The following is an 18463-nucleotide window of genomic DNA, read 5'->3' on the forward strand; positions in this document are numbered from 1 at the left end:
AAACATCCCGAAATATTCAGGCCGCCACGGTAGCCTTAATCACGCCCTTTTCCCATAGGGCAGCAAGCGCAAACCACTGGCAGCAGCGCCCACCAACGCAAATCCGCAGCCCAACCACAGGGCATATTGCGGGCCGCTGCCCAGGGACAAGTGGAAACACAGCGCCACCAACGACGCCCCCAGCGTCTGCCCCAGTAGGCGCGAAACCGCCACGATGCCACTGGCCCCGCCACTGCGGGCGAGCGGTGCGCTGGTCATCAACGCCTTGAGATTAGGCGACTGGAAGAAGCCGAAACCGGCGCCGCACAACGCCATGCGCCAACCGATATCGAAAGCCGAGGCGCCGCTTTCCAACGTGGCCAACGTCGCCATGCCCGCGCTGAGCAGCAACAACCCGATGCCACACAACACGCCCAACGACATGCGATCCGCCAGGCGCCCCGCCACCAGCGCCATCACCGCAACAACGGCCGGCCAAGGCGTCATCAGAAAACCAGTTTCCACCTGGCTGTGCCCCAGCACCGTCTGCAACAGGAACGGCAGCGACACAAACGCCAACCCCTGAGCGGCGAACGCGCAGATTGCGGTAAGGGAAGACAACGCAAAGAGTGGCCGCTTGAACAAGTCCACGGCCAACATCGGCGCCGGGTGATCGGCCTGACGACGCAATAGCAACGCGCCGCACACCAGCGCCACAGCGATCAGGCCCAGCGTCAACGCGCCTTGGGCGCCGTGCACCGCAGACCCCAAGCCCAGCACCAGCAAGGCAAACAACCCAGCACACAGCAACGCGGCGAAACGGTCGAACGCGTGTCCGGTGATCGGCAAAGCCGGCAGTGAGCGCACGCCCAGTACCAACGCCAACACCCCCAACGGCACATTGATCAGGTACAGCCAATGCCAGGTCGCGACCGACAGAATCGCCGAGGCAACAGTCGGCCCCAGCGTAAACGCCAGCCCCACCACCAGCGAGTTGTAACCCAGGCCCCGCCCGAGCATTTTCGACGGGTAGATATGCCGCAGCAGCGCAGTGTTCACGCTCATGATCGCCGCCGCCCCCAGCCCCTGCATCACTCGGGCAACGGTCAGGGTGACCAGCGAGCCGGCCAACCCGCAGAACAGCGACGCAACGATAAACACCAGCAGCCCACCGAGGTACACGCGGCGATGGCCCAGCGCTTCGCTTAACGACGCGAACGGCAGCACCATGGCGATAGTCGCCAGCTGGTACGCATTGACCACCCAGATCACCGAGGCGGAGTCCGTGCCGATGCCCTCGGCCAGAGTAGGCAATGCGGTGTTGACGATGGCCGTGTCCAGGGTCGCCATGCCGATCCCCAGGGAGATCGCGATCACAGCCGGCAGGCGTTTGTTCAGGGGCAACCCATCGGCAACAGAAGACATGAATGGTCCGCGCAGGTAACAAAGGCCATTAGATTACGGGGAGTGGCGATTTTTTTCAGTGAGGGATTGCTTGGCTGTCGGATTTTTCATGTTCAAGCCCTACAACCCTGGACGTTTATTAAAGGAAACCCCCTACATTTTTTGCGCAGCATTGTTTGCAACCTTGGCGCGTCTCCCCCTCCCCCCGAGAACCCAACCGATGCGTAACAATCGCGACAAGGCTCCTTCTGACGATCGTCGAAACTTCTTGCGCCTGGCCACTGCCAGCGCCGGGGCCCTGCTGTTGTCGGGGGCGCTGCCGAACGCTATCGCCCATGCAGCGGCGCCCACGCCACTCACGGTAGTCAACCCGGAGCAAGCCTTGGCACGGCTGATGGAGGGCAACAAGCGTTATGCCGCCGACGTGACAAAGCGCCGTGACCTGATGGTCGAGCGCGTCGCGCTGTTAGACAGCCAGCACCCCTTCGCGGCGGTGCTGGCCTGCGCGGACTCGAGGATCGCCCCCGAATACGTGTTCGACACCGGCCTGGGCGAGCTGTTTTCGGTCCGGGTTGCGGGCAATTTCGTCACTGACGAAGGGCTCGCCAGCCTTGAATATGCCATCGCGGTACTCGGTACGCCGCTGATCCTGGTGCTGGGGCATGACAGTTGTGGCGCCGTTGCTGCCGGGGTCAAGGCCGTCAAGGACAACGCCACCTTCCCCGGCAAGATCCAGGGCCTGGCCGATGCGCTCAAACCCTCGGTGAGCAAGGTGTTGCAAGCTCCCGGCACTCTGCTGGATAACGCGATTGCGCAGAACGTCCGGGACACTGTGGCCCGGCTCAACAGTGAATCCCAGCTGCTGGCCGATGCCCTTGGCGCAGGAAAGCTCAGTATCGTCGGCGGCATTTACCGGCTGCACAGCGGCGCCGTGGAGTTGATCGCCTAATCAGGTCCGCCAGTATCCGGCCTTGGCCATCAGCCCGACCGCCTCGGCAAAACCCGCCAGGGGTGCGCTGTTCAACGTCAACAGCGCCACGCAGCGGCTCGGTTTCAAGCCAGCCGCTCGGATAGCCACACGCCCACCCTGCTCGACTCCGGCCAGCACGGCTTCAGGGATATGCAGGGCGTTCATCAGCTCAAGCACATCCTGGCCAAGCACCGCATCGTCCTGCTCACGCAGGTACGGAACAATCACCCGAAACCCCTGGGCCGCCAACGGTGCAGTCACCTGGGCAAACACCTGCCCATCTGCCGCCAACAGGATAATCGCGCGCCCTTCCTCCGGTCCGAACTGCTCATAGCGGATCTCCCGGTCATCGTCGGTACTCACCCGCTGCACCGCCAATGCCGGTGCCGCTGCCACCACGGCTGCCAACAGCAAAAAACCACGACGATCAAACATCACTCACTCCCACGATCAATTCACTGCCCAGCCAAGTGGCCAAGTATTCACCGGCTTGCGCTACGCCTGCCGCTTCGCCCAGGTGCGTCACCAGAAACTCACACAGGCCCGCGAAGCTGCCGTCGCCCTGCAGGTGCAACAAGGCCTGCAACTCCAGGGTATCCACCTGACGTAGGCGCGAGGTGAACTGGCGGCGCCAGACCAGCAGCCCACCGGCCTGCGCCAACATCACCGCCTCGGGCGCCGATGCTTCCTGCCACAGCGCCGACCAGATGGCTTCAGCGTTGGTGGTCAAGGCGCGGCAACGCAGCGACGGTGTCAGTTGCAACACTGCCGTGTCCCAATCCACGCTGGCCAAGGTTTCCAGCGGCAAGGCCTGGGCATCGGCGGCGACAAACGCTTCATTCAATGCCCCTTCGATCCAGGCCAACTCCAGTACGTCCGGGTTATGGGGAAACATCATGTTCAAGGTCGAGTGAAACCCTTCGGGATAGGCGTCAAGCGTCCAGGCATGGGGCGGTTGCTGGTCGATATGCGTAATGCAGGCTGTCAAAAACGCCTCCTCGCCAACCCAGCGCCGCACGTTAGGAAACGCTTGCTCCAGGCACCCCACCAACTGCGCGCGGTAGTTGTTCTGGTACACCGCCAGGCCTGCGTGGTTATTGCCCAGGCGCTGTGCAGACTCATCCGCCGCACTCACCAACCAATGGCGAAACGTGTGTTGCCACTGCGCCAGGTTCATCGCTGCGCTCCCAAGGCTCGGGCCATGCCCAGCTCTTGCAGCAACGCGCCCAGCGGCGGGATTTCATCATCGCGCTCGATCATGGTTGCCACCGGGCCCAGCCTGGCCATGGCCTGGGCATACAGTTCCCAGACGCTTGCGCACACCGGGCTGTCATGGCTGTCGATCAACAGCCCGCGGCCCTGGCTATGCCCAGCCAGATGTACCTGACGCACCCGCTCGGCAGGGATGCCATCCAGAAACGCCAGCGCATCGAAGCCATGGTTACTGGCGCTGACAAACACATTGTTGACGTCCAGCAACAGTTCGCAGCCGGTGCGTTTGGCCATAGCGGCGATAAATTCCCACTCGCTCATGGACGCGCCCTCGAAGGCGAGGTAGCTGGACGGGTTTTCAAACAGCATCGTGCGGCCCAGCAGGTCCTGGGCTTGATGGATATTGGCGCACACCCGGTCCAACGCTTCGTCGGTATAAGGCACGGGCAGCAAGTCATGGGAGTTGAAGGCGCCACTGCGTGACCAGCTCAAGTGATCGGAAACAAACAGCGGGTCGATTTCATCGACCAACGCTTTGAGGCGGCGCAGGTAGTCGGCATCGAGTCCTTCGGCAGTGCCGATGGACATCGACACGCCATGCAGCGCCACCGGGTAGCGCTCGCGGACCTGACGCAGGATGTGCCTGGGCTGGCCACCGGCGACCATGAAGTTCTCGGAGATCACTTCGACAAAATCCACAGGCACGGTGGTTTCCAGGAAATCGCAGTAATGCTCCTTGCGCAGCCCCAGGCCGTAGCCTGAAAAGTGTGGGTTGGGTGTCGGCATGAGGGATTCTCGATTGAACCTGTAGGGCGAGCTCTTTGTGGCGCCCTCACCACAAAAAACCGCCCCTGGTGGAGGTTGAGTTATTTCGGCTCAGTCAGGGTGCCGCCAGCCTTGAGGCACTCGGACGGCGTCTTGACGATCACGCCCTCGCCCTTGCAGCTGTTGAGGCCCTTGCAGTCGTTCTTGGCGGTGGCACACAGGCTGGTGCCTTTGCAGGTGTTGACGCCGTAGCAACGGCCGGGTTTTTCCTGCTGGTCGGCGGCGCTGGCAGCCGTGGCGAACGACGCAGACGCCATGGCGATCAAGGCTGCGGCAGCAGCGAGGCTCAAGCGGGATTTAAGTTCAGTGTTCATGGGTATTGCTCCAGGGTGTGATGGGTTATTTGATAACGGAAGCCGCGTCTTCGATGACCTTCGCCACAGCCTCAGGCTGGGAGATGTACACCGCGTGGCTGGCTTTGATTTCGGTGACCTTGGAACCGGCGCGCTTGTACATCCAACGTTGTAGGTCGGGGCTCAAGGCGCGGTCTTCGGTGGACACCACGGCGTAGGTCGGTTTGTTATGCCAGGCGGCGGCCCACACGGTGCCGCCGAACAGCGTGGCGGTGGCCGGCACTTGCGAGGCGGCCATGAAGTCGGTTCGATTGGTGGTCAGGTCGGCGGCGAAATCCGCGTTGAACTTGGCGCGATCGAAAAACAGGTGGCCGTCACGGCTCGGCTTGATGTCATCGCTTGGGGACGGCATGGAGCCGATCAACTGGGCCATGTTCTCGCCTACTTCCGGTTGCAGGGCCGAGACGTAGACCAGCGACTTGACCTTGCCACGGTCGCCGGCAATCGAGATCACCCCGCCGCCGGAACTGTGGCCCACCAGCACCACTGGGCCCACTTGTTGCTCCAGCACCTCGCGCGCCTCGGCCACATCGGCGGCCAGGCTCTCGTGGCCCTGGTGCACCACGGTGACCTTGTAGCCCTTGTGAATCAGGATGTCGTGCACCACCCGCCAGCCGGAACCGTCGACAAACGAGCCGGGCACGATCACCACGCTTTTACCGGTGCCGGGCTGCGGCGCATCAGCGGCCTGTGCCAGTACGGGAACAGTCATGGCCACGGCAAGGGCCAGGGAAGAAAGCATGCGCATAAGAAGTCTCCATCAAAGTGATAAACGTTTGCCCGCTAACAGGCGATCCAGCGACCAAGCCCCACCGCCCTTCGCCAGCAACGGCAGCAACAGGCCTGCCCAGGTCAGGTGCACCGGCCAGGCATCGGGGTACACAAACACCTCGATCACCAGCGTCATGCCCAGCAGCGCAGCGGCTGCCGGGCGGGTCAGCAGCCCCAACACCAGCAACAGCGGGAACAGGTGCTCGGCGTAGGTCGCCAGGTGCGCCGCCCACTCCGGCGGGATCAGCGGCAAGGCGTATTCCGAACGGAACAGCGTGTAGGTCGACGGCTTAAGCTCAATAAACCCGGTGACCTTGGTGCGCCCCGACAGGAAGAACACCGCCGCGATCCCCACGCGCGCCACCAGCAACAGCAGCGCTTCGGGCAACAGCCGCTGGATCACGGTTGCTCCGTCAGGCTGCCGTAGCCTTTGGGGGTCTTGATCTGGGTGCAGGTGCCTTTGTCCACCAGCACCCAGGCGTTGCCCTGGTAGTCGGCGGTGGCGGTGCCGGCGCACGAGGTACCCTTGCCGGCGGCGCAATCGTTGGCACCGGCCAGGGACACGCCGAAGCATTTTTCCTGGGGCTTGGCCTCATCGGCATGGGCCACCGCCGCGAAGGCGCTGAGGGACAGGGCGAGGGTTGCAGCGAGGGCAGCGTAAGGACGCTTCATGGGGTGAGTCTCCTGGCTTGTCTGAAGAAACCAGGGCGCGGTAGGTGCGCCAGCTGGTAGGCAGATTTAAAGCCAGGCGTGTATCCGGTCTGTGTCGCGAACTGCCAGCAAGATCATGGCGGTGTATCAGAGAGGCCCGGGGACACAGTGTGATACACAGCCATAAAAAAACGCGCCATGACCGTCGGGGTCATGGCGCGTTCTGTCAGGGCTTGGGTTGAGTGATCAGCTTGCCAGTGCACTCAGGTCCAGGCGCCCCGCGTTGATCGGCGGGCACCAGTAGTAGCCACCGGTCAACGGCGTGCTGATGCGATACAGGCCGTCGACGATCCCGTCTTCCAGCCCGCTCATGCGGCGCAATTGCGCTTCGAATGCATCAAACGAATGACCGAACGCGAGGAACATCAACCCGGCCTGGCCGTTCTCGGCCCATGGCATCGAGCGGCGCACCACGAAGGCTTCCGGAGTGAAGCTTTCCTGGGCGGTGCGCTTGGTGTGCGCGGATTCAGGGGCGTCGTCGAGTTCTTCGTTGTCGCCATGGCGGCGGCCGATGATGTGGTCGCGCTCCTGGGCCGGCAGTGCGGCGAAACCGTCGAGGTCGTGCTGCCACTGCTGGATCGCGGCGAAGCTGGCGCCACTGTCGGTCAGGGCGGCTTCAATGGCGGCATCGTCGTGGGGGTTTTCGGTGCCGTCTTCGTAGTCGGTGAGGTCGAAACCGGTCTTGTAACGGAAGCCTTCGGTCATCTGCACCAGGCTGAACGCCGGGGCCAGGGCTTTTTCAAACGCGCGGCTGCGCAGCAACAGTTCACCGCGGTCTACACCGTGCAACCACACCCACAACGCGTGCTGGGTAGATGGGTTATGCGCGCCGGGCCCACTGACGGCAGGGAAGCTGCGTAGGCCGTCGATGCGTGCACCCAGTGCGGTTACCAGCGGCTCGCCAAAACCGACCACTGCCGCCGAATCGGTCAACTGCACCAGCGCGTCCAGCGCAGCGGGTACGGCAGCCAGGGAATCCACGGCAAAAAACAGATGGCGTGCCTGCAACGGCACCGGTGCGGCAAGAATGCCCGGCTGGTAGTGACTCATGTGAACTCCTTCAAGAAAGCCGCGCAGTTTAACCGGCGATCAGCGCGCTGCGTAGGAGAAAGCGCACAAGCCTTGCCATAGAGCCCTGTGTTGGGTGACTCTCTAGTCATGTTTTGCAACTATTCCAGGGGTAGCGACATGACCACCAGCAACTTGCTCGCACAGCTGTTTCCAGCCTCCGCCGCCGATATTCCCGAACAATTCCGCCTGGCGGCGCCCATTGAACAGCGTGATTACCTGGTCGACGGCCAGTTGCAGGTGTGGAACGGCCCGTTGGCCCAAGTGCAGAGCCCGGTGCAACTTGGCGACACGCGGGTGCATATCGGCAGCACGCCGCTGCTGGATGCCGAGACCGCCCTCACCGCCCTCGACGCTGCCGTGCGCGCCTACGACCGAGGCCAGGGAGAGTGGCCGACAATGCGCGTGGCCGATCGTATCCAGCACGTCGAGGCGTTCTTGCGCCGCATGCGTGAACAACGCGACGCGGTGGTCAAGCTGCTGATGTGGGAGATCGGCAAGAACCTCAAGGACTCGCAGAAAGAGTTCGACCGCACCTGCGACTACATCACCGACACTATCAATGCGCTCAAGGAACTCGACCGCCGCTCCAGCCGCTTCGAGCTGGAACAGGACACCCTCGGTCAAATCCGCCGCGTGCCGTTGGGCGTGGCGTTGTGCATGGGCCCTTACAACTATCCGCTGAACGAGACGTTCACCACCTTGATCCCGGCGCTGATCATGGGCAACACCGTGGTGTTCAAGCCGGCCAAGCTGGGCGTGCTGTTGATACGCCCATTGCTCGAAGCGTTCCGCGACAGCTTCCCGGCCGGGGTGATCAACGTGATCTACGGCAGCGGCCGCGAAACCGTCAGCGCGTTGATGGCCAGCGGCAAGATCGACATCTTTGCGTTTATCGGCACCAACAAGGCCGCCAGTGACTTGAAAAAGCTGCACCCCAAGCCCCACCGCTTGCGCGCGGCATTGGGCCTGGACGCGAAAAACCCCGGCATCGTGCTGCCTGAGGTGGACCTGGACAATGCCGTGAGCGAGGCAGTCACCGGCTCCCTGTCGTTCAATGGCCAGCGCTGCACCGCGTTGAAAATCCTGTTTGTGCACGAAGACGTGGTTGCCAGCTTCATCGAGAAATTCAACAAGAAACTGGCCACACTCAAGCCCGGTATGCCTTGGGAAGACGGTGTGTCGCTGACCCCGTTGCCGGAAGTGGGCAAGGTGGATTACCTCAATGGCCTGGTGGCCGATGCTGCGCAGCACGGCGCGCAGGTGGTGAATGACAATGGCGGCACCAGCCGAGGTTCGTTCTTCTACCCGGCGGTGCTGTACCCGGTGAACCCGCAGATGCGCGTGTACCACGAGGAACAGTTTGGCCCCGTGGTGCCGATCGTGCCTTACCGTGACCTGGAGACGGTGACCGAATACGTACTGGACTCGGATTTCGGCCAGCAGCTCAGCATTTTCGGCACCAACCCTGAGGAAGTCGGGCGCTTGGTCGACACCTTCGCCAACCAAGTGGGCCGTATCAATATCAACGCCCAGTGCCAGCGCGGGCCGGACACCTTCCCGTTCAACGGCCGCAAGAACTCGGCCGAAGGCACGCTGTCGGTACATGACGCCTTGCGCGTGTTCTCGATCCGTACCCTGGTGGCGACCAAGTTCCAGGAGAGCAACAAGGCGTTGGTCAGCGATATCTTGCGAAACCGTGACTCGAGCTTCCTGACGACCGACTACATATTCTAAAAGCGACGCCGTACTCAAGGCAGGAGTCGGGCTAGTGTGGGAGCCGGGCTTGCCCGCGATGCAGGCACCTCGGTCTTTGCATGAGATCAAGTTGATGCTATCGCAGGCAAGCCAGCTCCCACACAAGCCTGCTCCAACATTTAGATCGAGCACATCCCTGATATCGAGGCCCCTTTACTACCGATGAACCTGCCCATGTTTGCCCGGCGCCTGTTGCGCCCGCTGCTCGACCCGTACCGCCGCTACCGCCACGCCAAGCTGATCCACGCGGTGCGCGTGTCCATCGGCCTGCTGGCGACGATCCTGCTGACCACCGGCATCAACCTGCCCCACGGCGAGTGGGCGTCGGTGACCATGCTGATCGTGATCGGCGGCTTGCAGCACCACGGCAACATCGGCAAAAAAGCCGTGGAGCGCGCCTATGGCACGTTGATCGGCGCCAGCGTGGGTTTGCTGTTGGTGGTGCAACAGGCTTACCTGGGCCAGCCGCTGCTGACGTATCTGCTGATGTCTGTGGTGTGCGGGTTCTTTTCCTATCACGCCATCGGCAAGGGCGGCTACATCGCGCTGCTGTCGGCGATCACGGTGTTTATCGTCGCCGGGCATGGCGACAACCCGGTGTCGGACGGGCTGTGGCGTACCGTGGATATCCTGATCGGCATTGTATTGGCCCTGGCCTTCTCGTTCGCCTTGCCGCTGTACGCCGTGTATTCGTGGCGCTACAACCTGGCCAGTGCATTGCGTGATTGCGCCGAGATCTATAGCCGGATCATCAGTGGCCGGTCGGTGACTGATGATGAACACTTCAAGCTGCTCAACCGTTTGAATGCGGCGATGCTGCAACTACGCTCGCTGATGCCCTCGGTGTCCAAGGAAGTGCGCATCTCCATGACGGAGCTGGATGCCATCCAACGCCATCTGCGCATGTGCATCAGCACCCTGGAGATTCTCGGCAACACGCGCCCCGACCCTCGTGACGAACAGGCGATGGCACGGATGCAGGTGATGCTGAAAGCCGAGCACCGGCAGATCCGAGTGCAACTGGTGGGAATGGCGCGGGCGCTGAAGTCGGGGGTGACCGAGCGGCTGGAGCGGCCGAGTCACGCCGCCATTGAACCCGCGCTGGATGCACCGGTTTACAGCGCATTGGATGGCTACCGGCTATTGACGTTGCAGCTGGCGCAGAATGTGGATGGCATGCGTCAGCGGCTGGCCAAGAGCGCTGGCCACTGGAAAATCTGAACCCGACAGGCGCAATCGTAAACTTCCGACTTTTTTACAATTCTCAAACTTTTCACACTTTGCCTTACAAAGTTTTCACGTTTTATTCACATCCCGGAACGTAGTGTGAAGCCTCATCCGTTACAAATGTTGCACATCAAACCCGCCGCCCCAGCGGGTTTTTTTTGCCTCGAATTTGGCTTATCGCGTCGCCTTTACAGCGGTGGGCACCGCCGCTTGTTCACGAATGGCCCGCTGGGTATCCAGTACCTTGGCCAACGCATTTTCGGCTTCCGGGCTTTGTTGTGGCACGCGAATCGCCGCCGACACCAGGGTGATCAGCTTGGCCATCACCTCGGCATCCGTGGCCGGGCGGCCCAGGCTCATGGAGTTCATGAGCAGGCGCAACTCAGTACCGGCCATCACGCCGGAGATCGCCTTGAGGGCAAACTGCAGGCGCACCCCCAGTTCGTTACGCGGCAGGTCTGGCAAAGCCAGGGCGAAGGCTTCGAAGAAGCGCTGGAACACCGGCTGGTAGTGCACCTTGAGGTATTCCTGGATAAACGGCGATGTGTCGCTGTAGACGCGGCCCAGGAAGCGGATGAACGAACGCCCTTCCCCATTGGCTCCGGCCGGATCACTGCGCTCCAGGCCCATCGCCGGAGCAAATAGCACACCCAACAGCGTGTCGCAGTCCAGCGGGCCGTCGGACTCGGCCTCGCAGCGCGCCAACAGTTCCAGGCGCTGCTCGTTGAGCGGCTCCAGGCGCTGTTTCAGCAGGGTTTGCATCAGGGAGTCCTTATCCCCGAAGTGGTAGTTCACGGCGGCCAGGTTGACCTGGGCACGCTCAGTAATCTGGCGTAACAAAACCGCGTCGTATCCGTACTTAATGAAGAGGGCCTCAGTCGCATCCAGCAATCGAGTTTTGGTAACGTTTGGAGCGCTGAGTTTCTTCGCGACCATAAGAGTTCCACGACGGAAATATTGTTTTAAAAAATAATTTGATTTTTTATACCGGGGCCGTCCGTCGAAAGCAAGTAGTGACACACCGCCATATTATCCAAAGCCCTTGCCTGCGGGCTCGCTGAGGGTAGTCGAAGGGGTTTTGGAAGGCCCGTAATGCCTCTGGAAAAATCGTTTCAAAGGGTAAAACCGCTCTACCTCCACGGCTGGCGAACCGCAGGGAAGGCAGTTACTATTCAAACAATATTTTAAAAACAAGAAACAAAACCAGTCCGTGACGCGTACCAGGCAGCTCCCGAACTTGTTACAAGCCTTTACCGGGGGCATGACGGCACCGTCGAGACTGAAGGCGTAGTCATGATGACAGATACCCCCGCGCACCCAGGCTTGATTTCCCTGCAGGGCATCGGCAAAAGCTATCAGCTGGCCGGGCAACACCTATCCATTCTCAATGACGTCTGCCTGTCTATCGACAGTGGCGACAGCTGCGGCATCCTCGGCGCCTCCGGCTCGGGCAAAAGTACCCTGCTCAATATCCTCGGCCTGCTGGACTTGCCCAACTGCGGCCAGTATCACTTTGCCGGCCACGACATTTTCAACGCCACCCCGGATGAATTGGCCGCGATTCGTAACCAGCAGATCGGCTTCGTCTTCCAGAGTTTCAACCTGCTGCCGCGCCTGAGCGCCCTGGATAACGTCGCCCTGCCGTTGAGTTATCGCGGCGTGTCGCGCCATGAGTCGGTGGAGCAAGCCCTGCGCATGCTCGATCAGGTCGGCCTGGCCGACCGCGCCCATCATCGCCCTGCCGACCTCTCCGGCGGCCAACGCCAACGGGTCGCCATCGCTCGCGCGTTAGTCGGCAAGCCCTCAGTGATCCTCGCCGACGAACCCACCGGCAACCTCGACAGCACCACCGCGCAGGACATCATGGACCTGCTCCTGGCGCTGAACCGTGAGCAACAGGTCACGCTGATCATCGTCACCCACGACCCGCATATTGCCGAGCGCCTGGAACGCAAGATTCTGGTGCGCAACGGCGTCGTCCATGAGGACGCACGCCCATGAGCCTGCGGGTCGAGCAGAGCCTCAGCCAATTGCTGCATGAAGCGTTCGTCAGCCTGCGCACCCTGGGCAAGCGCTCGGTGCTGGCCCTGCTGGGCATCGTGATCGGCAGCTCGTCGGTGGTGGCGCTGATCAACATCGGCCACAACGCGGCGGTGGATGCTGCCATGATCTTCAAGGACATGGGCACCGACACCCTGGTGGCACAGTTCCCTAGCAAAGTCGGCAGCAACCGCCCCATGCGCACGCACCTGGACCTCGACGCCGTGCGCCAAGCCGTGCCGGGCATCGCCCATATCGGCGCAATCAGCCTGTTCAGCGGGCCTGCGGTGTTCAATGGGCGCACCACCAATGCCAACTTTGTCGGCAGCACGTCCGACATCCAACAGGCCATGCGCCTGACCTTGAGCGAAGGCCGCTTCCTGTCGCACTTCGACGCCAATGAAACCTACGCCGTGATCGGTGCCCAAGTCGCTCAAGCCCTGAGCTCCCCCGGCGCCCCGTTGAAGCTGGGCGACCGAGTGCGCATCAACGATTACCTGTTCCTGATTATCGGCATCCTGCACGACCAACCCCGCGCGCTGCTGATGCCCATTCAGGGCGGCGAATCATTGTTCATGCCCGCCGAAGGCATGCGCCGCATCTACGCCGCCCCGCAGATCGGCAACGTCATCATCCGCGCCCTGCCCGGCCAAGACATGGAACGCATGGCAGAGGACGCAGCGGCAGCGCTGCAACGCCAGCTCCCCGACCACACAGTCGACATCCAGGTGCCCCAGCAAATGATCGACGGCATGACCCGCCAAAGCCGCACCTTCGCCTACCTGTTGCTGGCGCTGGGGGCGATTTCCCTGGTGGGCGGCGGCGTCGGGGTGATGAATGTGATGTTGATGAACGTCTCGGAGCGTCGCCGCGAGATCGGCATCCGCATGGCCCTGGGTGCGCGCCAGCGAGATATCCGCAACCTGTTCCTGCTTGAAGCCGTCACGCTCACCGCCGTCGGTGCACTGTGCGGCGCGGTGCTGGGCATGACCGCCGCGTGGTTCTACGCGTGGCTGTCGGGTTGGGCGTTCTCCCTGGCGGTCGCCGCGCTGCCCTTGGGGGTGGGCAGTACCTTGCTGGTGGGATTGTTCTTTGGCATCTACCCGGCGGTGTCAGCCTCACGGTTGCAACCGGTGGAGGCCCTGCGCGATGAATAAATGGCTCGTACTGCTGACCTTTGTAAGCCTGCCTGCCATGGCCACCAACGTGGTGATCAACCCTTCGGCGCCCAGCAGCACCCGCAGCGGCTACGACCGTGGCGTGTCGTTGAATGCCCAGGTCACCACCATGACCTTGGGGGATGCGGTCTACCTGGGCCTGCGCAACAATCCGGCGATTCGCAGTGCCTACTTGCAACGGGTCGCACAGAAGTTCGACCTGCGCGTGGCCGAAGACGTCTTCAACCCCAAGCTCACCCTCAACAGTTACTACCGCAATACCCGAGGCTCGGCCGACAACGCGCGCAACGCCAATGTGGCACCCGCCACCAGCCTGCTCGGCGAGTACGGCACCCGCCTGAGCATGGCCTGGACCCAGCAACTGAACAACGCCGACCGCGCCGGCCGTTACCGCAGCGATGGCCTCGACCTGGCGATCATCCAGCCCTTGATGCGTGGTGCCGGCTGGGACGCGACCACCGCGCCGCTGCGCCTGTCGCGCCTGTCGGAGCAAGCCAACCGGCTGAACCTCAAGGCCACCGTGGCGCAGACCATCAGCCAGATCATCGCCACCTACCGCGAGCTGTTGCGCGCCCAGGAACAACTGACCATCGTGCAGGACGCGCTCAAACGCTCGGGCACCTTGCTGGAAGTGAACAAGGCACTGATCGCAGCCGGGCGCATGGCCGAATTCGAAATCGTGCAGACCGAGGCCGATATCGCCACCCAGCAATTGGGTGTGGAAGAAGCGCAGAACCAACTCGACACCAGCCGCTTGTCCCTGCTGCGCCTGCTGGCCCTGGACCTGTCCACGCCGGTTCGCGCCAGCGAAGCCCTGGAAGCCAAGCCTATGCAGATCGACAAACGCCAGGCGTTCAACCTGGCGCAAAACCAGCAACCGGAATACCTCGCCGCCCTGCTCGGCAGCCAGCAGGCGGACCTTAACCTGGTGATCGCCAAGGATTCCGGGCGTTGGCAGGTCGATTTGGTGGCGGGTGCAAACCAGGTCCGTGATGCCTACAACAACGACGCCGGCAGCAGCAACAATCGCACCTGGGACAGCTATGCCGGTGTACAGGTACAAATCCCTATCGGCGATATCAGCACGCGCCAGGCCGAGGTGCGCGCCCGCGTCAACGTGGAAGACCAGGAGATCCGCATCACCGACGCCCGCCAGGCACTGGAACGCAACGTCAACGACGTGGTGCGCGACCTGGGCACGCGTTGGCGCCAATATGAAATCTCCCAGCGCGCCGTGGAGTTGTCACGGCGCAAGATCGAGATCGAACGGGAAAAACTCAGCGCCGGGCGCTCCACCAACTTCCAGGTGCTGAGTTTCGAGACTGATTTGCGCAACGCCGAAAACGCGCAGCTCAATGCGCTGATCGCTTACCTGAACGCCCAGACCCAGCTCGACTTGACCCTGGGCATGACGCTGGAAAGTTGGGAAATCGCCCTCAATGACTACTAATAAAAAACGCCTGCTCGGCGCTGCCGTGGTGCTAGTGCTTGTCGCTGTCGGGCTACTCGGCCTGCGCAGTCCGGCCACCGAATCGTCCAACACGGCCGAGCAATGGCTGGCAGTCAAACCTGACCCGCTGGTGCACCAGATCGGCCTGGTGGGCAAGATCGAGCCCGACACCACCATCACCCTCACCGCGCCGTTCGACGGCAATGTGCAGGCCAACCTGGTGGAGCAAGGCCAACGCGTCGAGGCCGGCCAAGTGCTGTTGCGCATGGACCCATCCACCCTTGAAGTGCAACTGCGTGACGCCCTGTCCACCCAGCTCAAGGCGCGGCGCACCGTGCAAGAGATGCAAGACTGGGACAGCAGCCCCGCCGTCGCCCGCGCCCGCCGCACCCTGCGCACCGCTGAAATGACCGCCGGCAACACTCAGCGCAAACTCACCGAAAGTGAAAACCTGTTTCAACGCGGCATCATCCCGCGCAACGAACTGGACGACCTCAAGCAACAAACCCAGCAACAACAGCTGGACCTCGTCTCGGCCCGCAGCGAGCTGCAACAGGCCCTCGACCAAGGCAAAGGCGAATACCGCCAGATCGCCGACATGGAATTGACCAACGCCACCGTGCGATACGACGCGCTGCACCAGTTGCTTGATGGCAGGGAGGTGAAGGCGCCGTTCTCCGGCATCGTGGTGCCTGCACCGGGCAATAGCTCCTCGTCCCAGGGCGGAGGCAACAACAACGCCCCGGTCCAGGCCGGCAGCAAGGTCAGCCAGGGTCAGGTGCTGTTTGGCCTGGCCAATATCGAGCGGCTTAAAATCACCGCAAAGGTGTCGGAGCTGGACATCAACCAGCTGCATCAGGGCCAGGCGGTGGAAGTGCTGGGTGACGGCTTCGATGGCGAACGGCTGACGGGGTCTGTCAGCGTGGTGAGTGGGCTGGCGATTGCCAACGATAGCCCGGGCAGTGCGCAGTTTCCGGTGACCCTGTCGATTCCCAAGCTCACGCCGCAGCAGTTGCAGCGCGTGCGGTTGGGCATGAGCGCGCGGTTGACCATTGTGACCTACAACAATGAGCAGGCGATTGTAGTGCCGGCGCAAGCGATCACGGGGGGTGAGGTGGAATATCGGGAAACGATGGACAAGCCGGTGGAGCGGGTGAAAGTCACCACCGGGCAGTCAACTCCGCAGGGCGTTGAGGTGTTTGGCTTGAAGGCTGGATTTGTGAAGGTAGGGAGTTGAAACACCGATCAATTGTGGGAGCTGGCTTGCCTGCGATGGCGGGCTGTCAGTAGATACACCTTCAACTGAACCACCGCCATCGCAGGCAAGCCAGCTCCCACATTCAGACTTCTGTCAGCCTCAGGGCCAGCGCCTTGGCCTGGATCGCCACGTCGGTCACCGCCGTGCTTTCCCACCACATCCCGCGCAATGGCGGGCCCATGGCAAACAGTCTTTGGCTCACCTGCCCCGCCGCATCCACTACCGCCCCCGACTTATCCGCCGCAATCCCCAACGCCAACGGCCCGGGCTGGATCAGCCCACGCTTGAGCAACTGCTGCGGCAACGGCCGGGCCACGCGGCGCCAGTCGTATTCGATGCCGCTGGAATTGATCAGCGCCGCACCTGACACCTGCGTAACGGCGTGCTCGCCACGGTGACGCAAGCGGATGGTCACGCCGTCGGACGAAGGCTCAAGCCCCTTGAACGACGCAGCGCGAATCCGCAACCGCCCCGCTTCATGCAAGCGTGCCACCAACTGCGCACTCAGCGGTGGCGAACGGTGGTGATGGCTTTCCCACCACGGTCGCACATGCCGCACGAACTGACGTTTTTCACGCTCGCTGGCCTGGCTCCACAAGCGGCCGATATGCGCGCGAACCGTGTCCAGCGGCGACTGCCAATCAATGCCCTGCGCCTGCGCAATCCGGCATTGGCGGCGCACCTCGCGCAGCAACTGCCTAGGGCTGCGCAGGCTGTGGTCTTCGCCCAGAAAGTCGACCCAGCTCGGCGGTTGCCGACGCACATGGGGCAGCAGGCCGTGGCGCGAAAAAATCTCGATCGGCCCGCGATGGCCAGCCTGTTCCAGGGACACCACGGCATCCACCATGGTCAGTCCGGAACCAATGATCAGCACCGTGGCGTGCGGGTCGATCCGCGTCATGGTTTGCACGTCCCAAGGGTCTACCGCCGCCGCGTTCAAACCGCTGGACTCGGTCTGTGGCGTGCGCGCCGCCGGGAACATACCGGTGGCCAATACAGCAAACGCACCACGCAGTTGCTGGCCGTTATCGAGGGTCAGCAGCGTCGAGGCTTCATCGACTTGCAGGTCGACCACTTCGCCGCGCACATGCGCAACCGTGGACGCCGACAGCGCCTTGGCTTCGGCCAGCCGTTGCTGCGCATATAAGCCAAAGATCCCGCGAGGCGGGAACAATTCGCTGATCGGCACATGCTGCTGGTCCGACTCCGGCCAGCCACCGGCGCCGATGTAGTCGGTGAGCCATTGCGTCAGGTCGTCAGGGTTGTCGGGATCGACGCTCATGCGCGCCGCATTGCCGTTCAGGGTGTGGCCCAGTTCGACGGCGCTGTAGGCCTCGCCCCGGCCAAGCTCGGCGCGCGGTTCGATCACCAGGATCTCGCGCTGGCCCGGCAGGCGTAACAGTTGTACCGCGAGCATCGTGCCGCTTAGCCCGCCGCCGATGATCAGGACATCAGCGTTGCGGATGGATTCAGTCATGCAAGTTCGCCTTTACTGTTTACCCAGATAAATGTCATGCAAATCGCCCCGCGCCAGCAATTCGGCGGCGCTGCCACTCAAGGCCACTCGGCCAGTATCCAGCACGTAACCGTGAGACGCATAGTTCAGCGCGACGTTGATGTTCTGCTCGGCGATCAAAAAGCTCACCTGCTGCTCGCGGTTGAGCTGCGCGATGATCGCGAAAATCTCCTGCACGATCATAGGCGCCAAACCCATGGACGGTTCATCGAGCAGTACCAAAGTAGGACGGGTCATCAACGCACGGCCAATGGCGACCATTTGCTGCTCGCCGCCCGAGGTCAGGCCGGCGCGGGTGTGACGTTTGGTCTTGAGCCTTGGGAACCAGGCGTAGATACGTTCCAGGTCGTGCTCCATGTCCTTGCGGCTCAGGCGCCGTACAAAGCCGCCGCTGCGCAGGTTGTCTTCCACGCTCAGTTGGCCGAACACATGGCGGCCTTCCAACACGTGGACCATGCCTTGGCGCACGCGCTGGCTGGGGTCGACACCCGCCAGGTCCAGGCCTGCATATTCGATCACCCCTCGGCTGACCTCGGCGCGCTCGGCCCGCACCAACCCCGAAATGGCCTTGAGGGTGGTGCTCTTGCCCGCACCATTGGCGCCGAGCAAGGCCACGATGGCTCCCTTGGGCACCTGCAACGACACCCCGGCCACCGCCAGGATCGCGCCGTCGTAGATCACTTCAATGTCGTTGACGGTCAGTAGCGACGGGTTCGCAGCGTCGGTGGCGGGCTGGCTCATGG

The 18463-nt window shown here is 62.5% G+C and carries 19 protein-coding genes; 7 read left to right on the forward strand and 12 right to left on the reverse strand.

The window, feature by feature from the left end:
• Positions 1-39 precede the first annotated feature (39 nt).
• Positions 40-1404, reverse strand: coding sequence for an MFS transporter (locus CFE47_RS15825; RefSeq protein ID WP_286838313.1), 1365 nt, complete (start codon positions 1402-1404; stop codon positions 40-42).
• Between the two features lie 199 nt (positions 1405-1603).
• On the opposite strand from CFE47_RS15825, the gene CFE47_RS15830 reads away from it, so the two are divergent.
• A complete protein-coding gene (locus CFE47_RS15830) occupies positions 1604-2332 on the forward strand; it encodes a carbonic anhydrase (RefSeq protein ID WP_286838315.1) in 729 nt (242 codons plus the stop codon).
• Here CFE47_RS15830 and CFE47_RS15835 read toward each other — a convergent pair whose 3' ends face one another.
• From CFE47_RS15835 to CFE47_RS15870, 8 genes are all read right to left on the reverse strand, one after another.
• Complete coding sequence (locus tag CFE47_RS15835; RefSeq protein ID WP_286838318.1) at positions 2333-2788, reverse strand: alpha/beta fold hydrolase; 456 nt, start codon at positions 2786-2788, stop codon at positions 2333-2335.
• The gene (locus CFE47_RS15840; protein WP_286838320.1) at positions 2781-3530 is read right to left on the reverse strand and encodes an HvfC/BufC N-terminal domain-containing protein; all 750 of its coding nucleotides are present in this window, start codon (positions 3528-3530) and stop codon (positions 2781-2783) included. The genes CFE47_RS15835 and CFE47_RS15840 overlap by 8 nt, the downstream gene beginning before the upstream one ends.
• The gene (bufB, locus tag CFE47_RS15845) at positions 3527-4351 is read right to left on the reverse strand and encodes an MNIO family bufferin maturase (RefSeq protein WP_286838321.1); all 825 of its coding nucleotides are present in this window, start codon (positions 4349-4351) and stop codon (positions 3527-3529) included. The genes CFE47_RS15840 and bufB overlap by 4 nt, the downstream gene beginning before the upstream one ends.
• Positions 4352-4431: 80 nt before the next feature.
• Positions 4432-4704 (reverse strand): BufA2 family periplasmic bufferin-type metallophore, encoded by a 273-nt coding sequence (bufA2, locus tag CFE47_RS15850; protein ID WP_286838324.1) that lies wholly within the window; start codon positions 4702-4704, stop codon positions 4432-4434.
• Between the two features lie 25 nt (positions 4705-4729).
• Complete coding sequence (locus CFE47_RS15855; RefSeq protein ID WP_286838326.1) at positions 4730-5491, reverse strand: alpha/beta fold hydrolase; 762 nt, start codon at positions 5489-5491, stop codon at positions 4730-4732.
• Positions 5492-5503: 12 nt separating this feature from the next.
• Entirely contained in the window at positions 5504-5917 is a 414-nt protein-coding gene (locus CFE47_RS15860; RefSeq protein ID WP_286838329.1) for a DoxX family protein, read from the reverse strand.
• A complete protein-coding gene (locus CFE47_RS15865) occupies positions 5914-6186 on the reverse strand; it encodes a BufA1 family periplasmic bufferin-type metallophore (protein ID WP_178922626.1) in 273 nt (90 codons plus the stop codon). Before CFE47_RS15865 ends, CFE47_RS15860 begins: the two co-directional genes overlap by 4 nt.
• A gap of 225 nt (positions 6187-6411) precedes the next feature.
• Positions 6412-7275, reverse strand: coding sequence for a Dyp-type peroxidase (locus CFE47_RS15870; protein WP_286838331.1), 864 nt, complete (start codon positions 7273-7275; stop codon positions 6412-6414).
• Positions 7276-7413: 138 nt separating this feature from the next.
• Between CFE47_RS15870 and CFE47_RS15875 the strand changes: the two genes are divergently transcribed.
• Together CFE47_RS15875 and CFE47_RS15880 are read left to right on the forward strand one after the other, a co-directional pair.
• The gene (locus tag CFE47_RS15875) at positions 7414-9030 is read left to right on the forward strand and encodes an NADP-dependent glyceraldehyde-3-phosphate dehydrogenase (RefSeq protein ID WP_286838333.1); all 1617 of its coding nucleotides are present in this window, start codon (positions 7414-7416) and stop codon (positions 9028-9030) included.
• Positions 9031-9213: 183 nt separating this feature from the next.
• Positions 9214-10272: an FUSC family protein gene (locus CFE47_RS15880; protein ID WP_185706567.1), complete on the forward strand. Its 1059-nt coding sequence runs from the start codon at positions 9214-9216 to the stop codon at positions 10270-10272.
• Between the two features lie 180 nt (positions 10273-10452).
• Here CFE47_RS15880 and CFE47_RS15885 read toward each other — a convergent pair whose 3' ends face one another.
• Positions 10453-11214: a TetR/AcrR family transcriptional regulator gene (locus CFE47_RS15885; RefSeq protein WP_286838337.1), complete on the reverse strand. Its 762-nt coding sequence runs from the start codon at positions 11212-11214 to the stop codon at positions 10453-10455.
• 357 nt (positions 11215-11571) lie between these two features.
• Between CFE47_RS15885 and CFE47_RS15890 the strand changes: the two genes are divergently transcribed.
• Genes CFE47_RS15890 through CFE47_RS15905 form a run of 4 tightly spaced genes read left to right on the forward strand, consistent with a single transcriptional unit; the run spans position 11572 to position 16183 of the window.
• Positions 11572-12279, forward strand: coding sequence for an ABC transporter ATP-binding protein (locus tag CFE47_RS15890; protein WP_286838339.1), 708 nt, complete (start codon positions 11572-11574; stop codon positions 12277-12279).
• Complete coding sequence (locus tag CFE47_RS15895) at positions 12276-13475, forward strand: ABC transporter permease (protein ID WP_286838341.1); 1200 nt, start codon at positions 12276-12278, stop codon at positions 13473-13475. Before CFE47_RS15890 ends, CFE47_RS15895 begins: the two co-directional genes overlap by 4 nt.
• Positions 13468-14946 carry a TolC family protein gene (locus tag CFE47_RS15900; RefSeq protein WP_286838343.1) on the forward strand — a complete coding sequence of 493 codons (1479 nt, stop codon included), beginning with the start codon at positions 13468-13470 and terminating at the stop codon, positions 14944-14946. The genes CFE47_RS15895 and CFE47_RS15900 overlap by 8 nt, the downstream gene beginning before the upstream one ends.
• The gene (locus CFE47_RS15905) at positions 14936-16183 is read left to right on the forward strand and encodes an efflux RND transporter periplasmic adaptor subunit (RefSeq protein ID WP_286838345.1); all 1248 of its coding nucleotides are present in this window, start codon (positions 14936-14938) and stop codon (positions 16181-16183) included. The genes CFE47_RS15900 and CFE47_RS15905 overlap by 11 nt, the downstream gene beginning before the upstream one ends.
• 103 nt (positions 16184-16286) lie before the next feature.
• Here the strand turns inward: CFE47_RS15905 and CFE47_RS15910 are convergent, their stop codons facing one another.
• Positions 16287-17681 carry an FAD/NAD(P)-binding protein gene (locus CFE47_RS15910; protein WP_286838347.1) on the reverse strand — a complete coding sequence of 465 codons (1395 nt, stop codon included), beginning with the start codon at positions 17679-17681 and terminating at the stop codon, positions 16287-16289.
• 12 nt (positions 17682-17693) lie between these two features.
• Positions 17694-18461, reverse strand: a complete 768-nt coding sequence (locus tag CFE47_RS15915; RefSeq protein WP_185706552.1) for an ABC transporter ATP-binding protein — start codon at positions 18459-18461, stop codon at positions 17694-17696.
• Between the last annotated feature and the right edge of the window lie 2 nt (positions 18462-18463).

This window comes from Pseudomonas sp. PGPPP1 (genome assembly GCF_002255865.1).
GTDB lineage: Bacteria > Pseudomonadota > Gammaproteobacteria > Pseudomonadales > Pseudomonadaceae > Aquipseudomonas > Aquipseudomonas cremoris.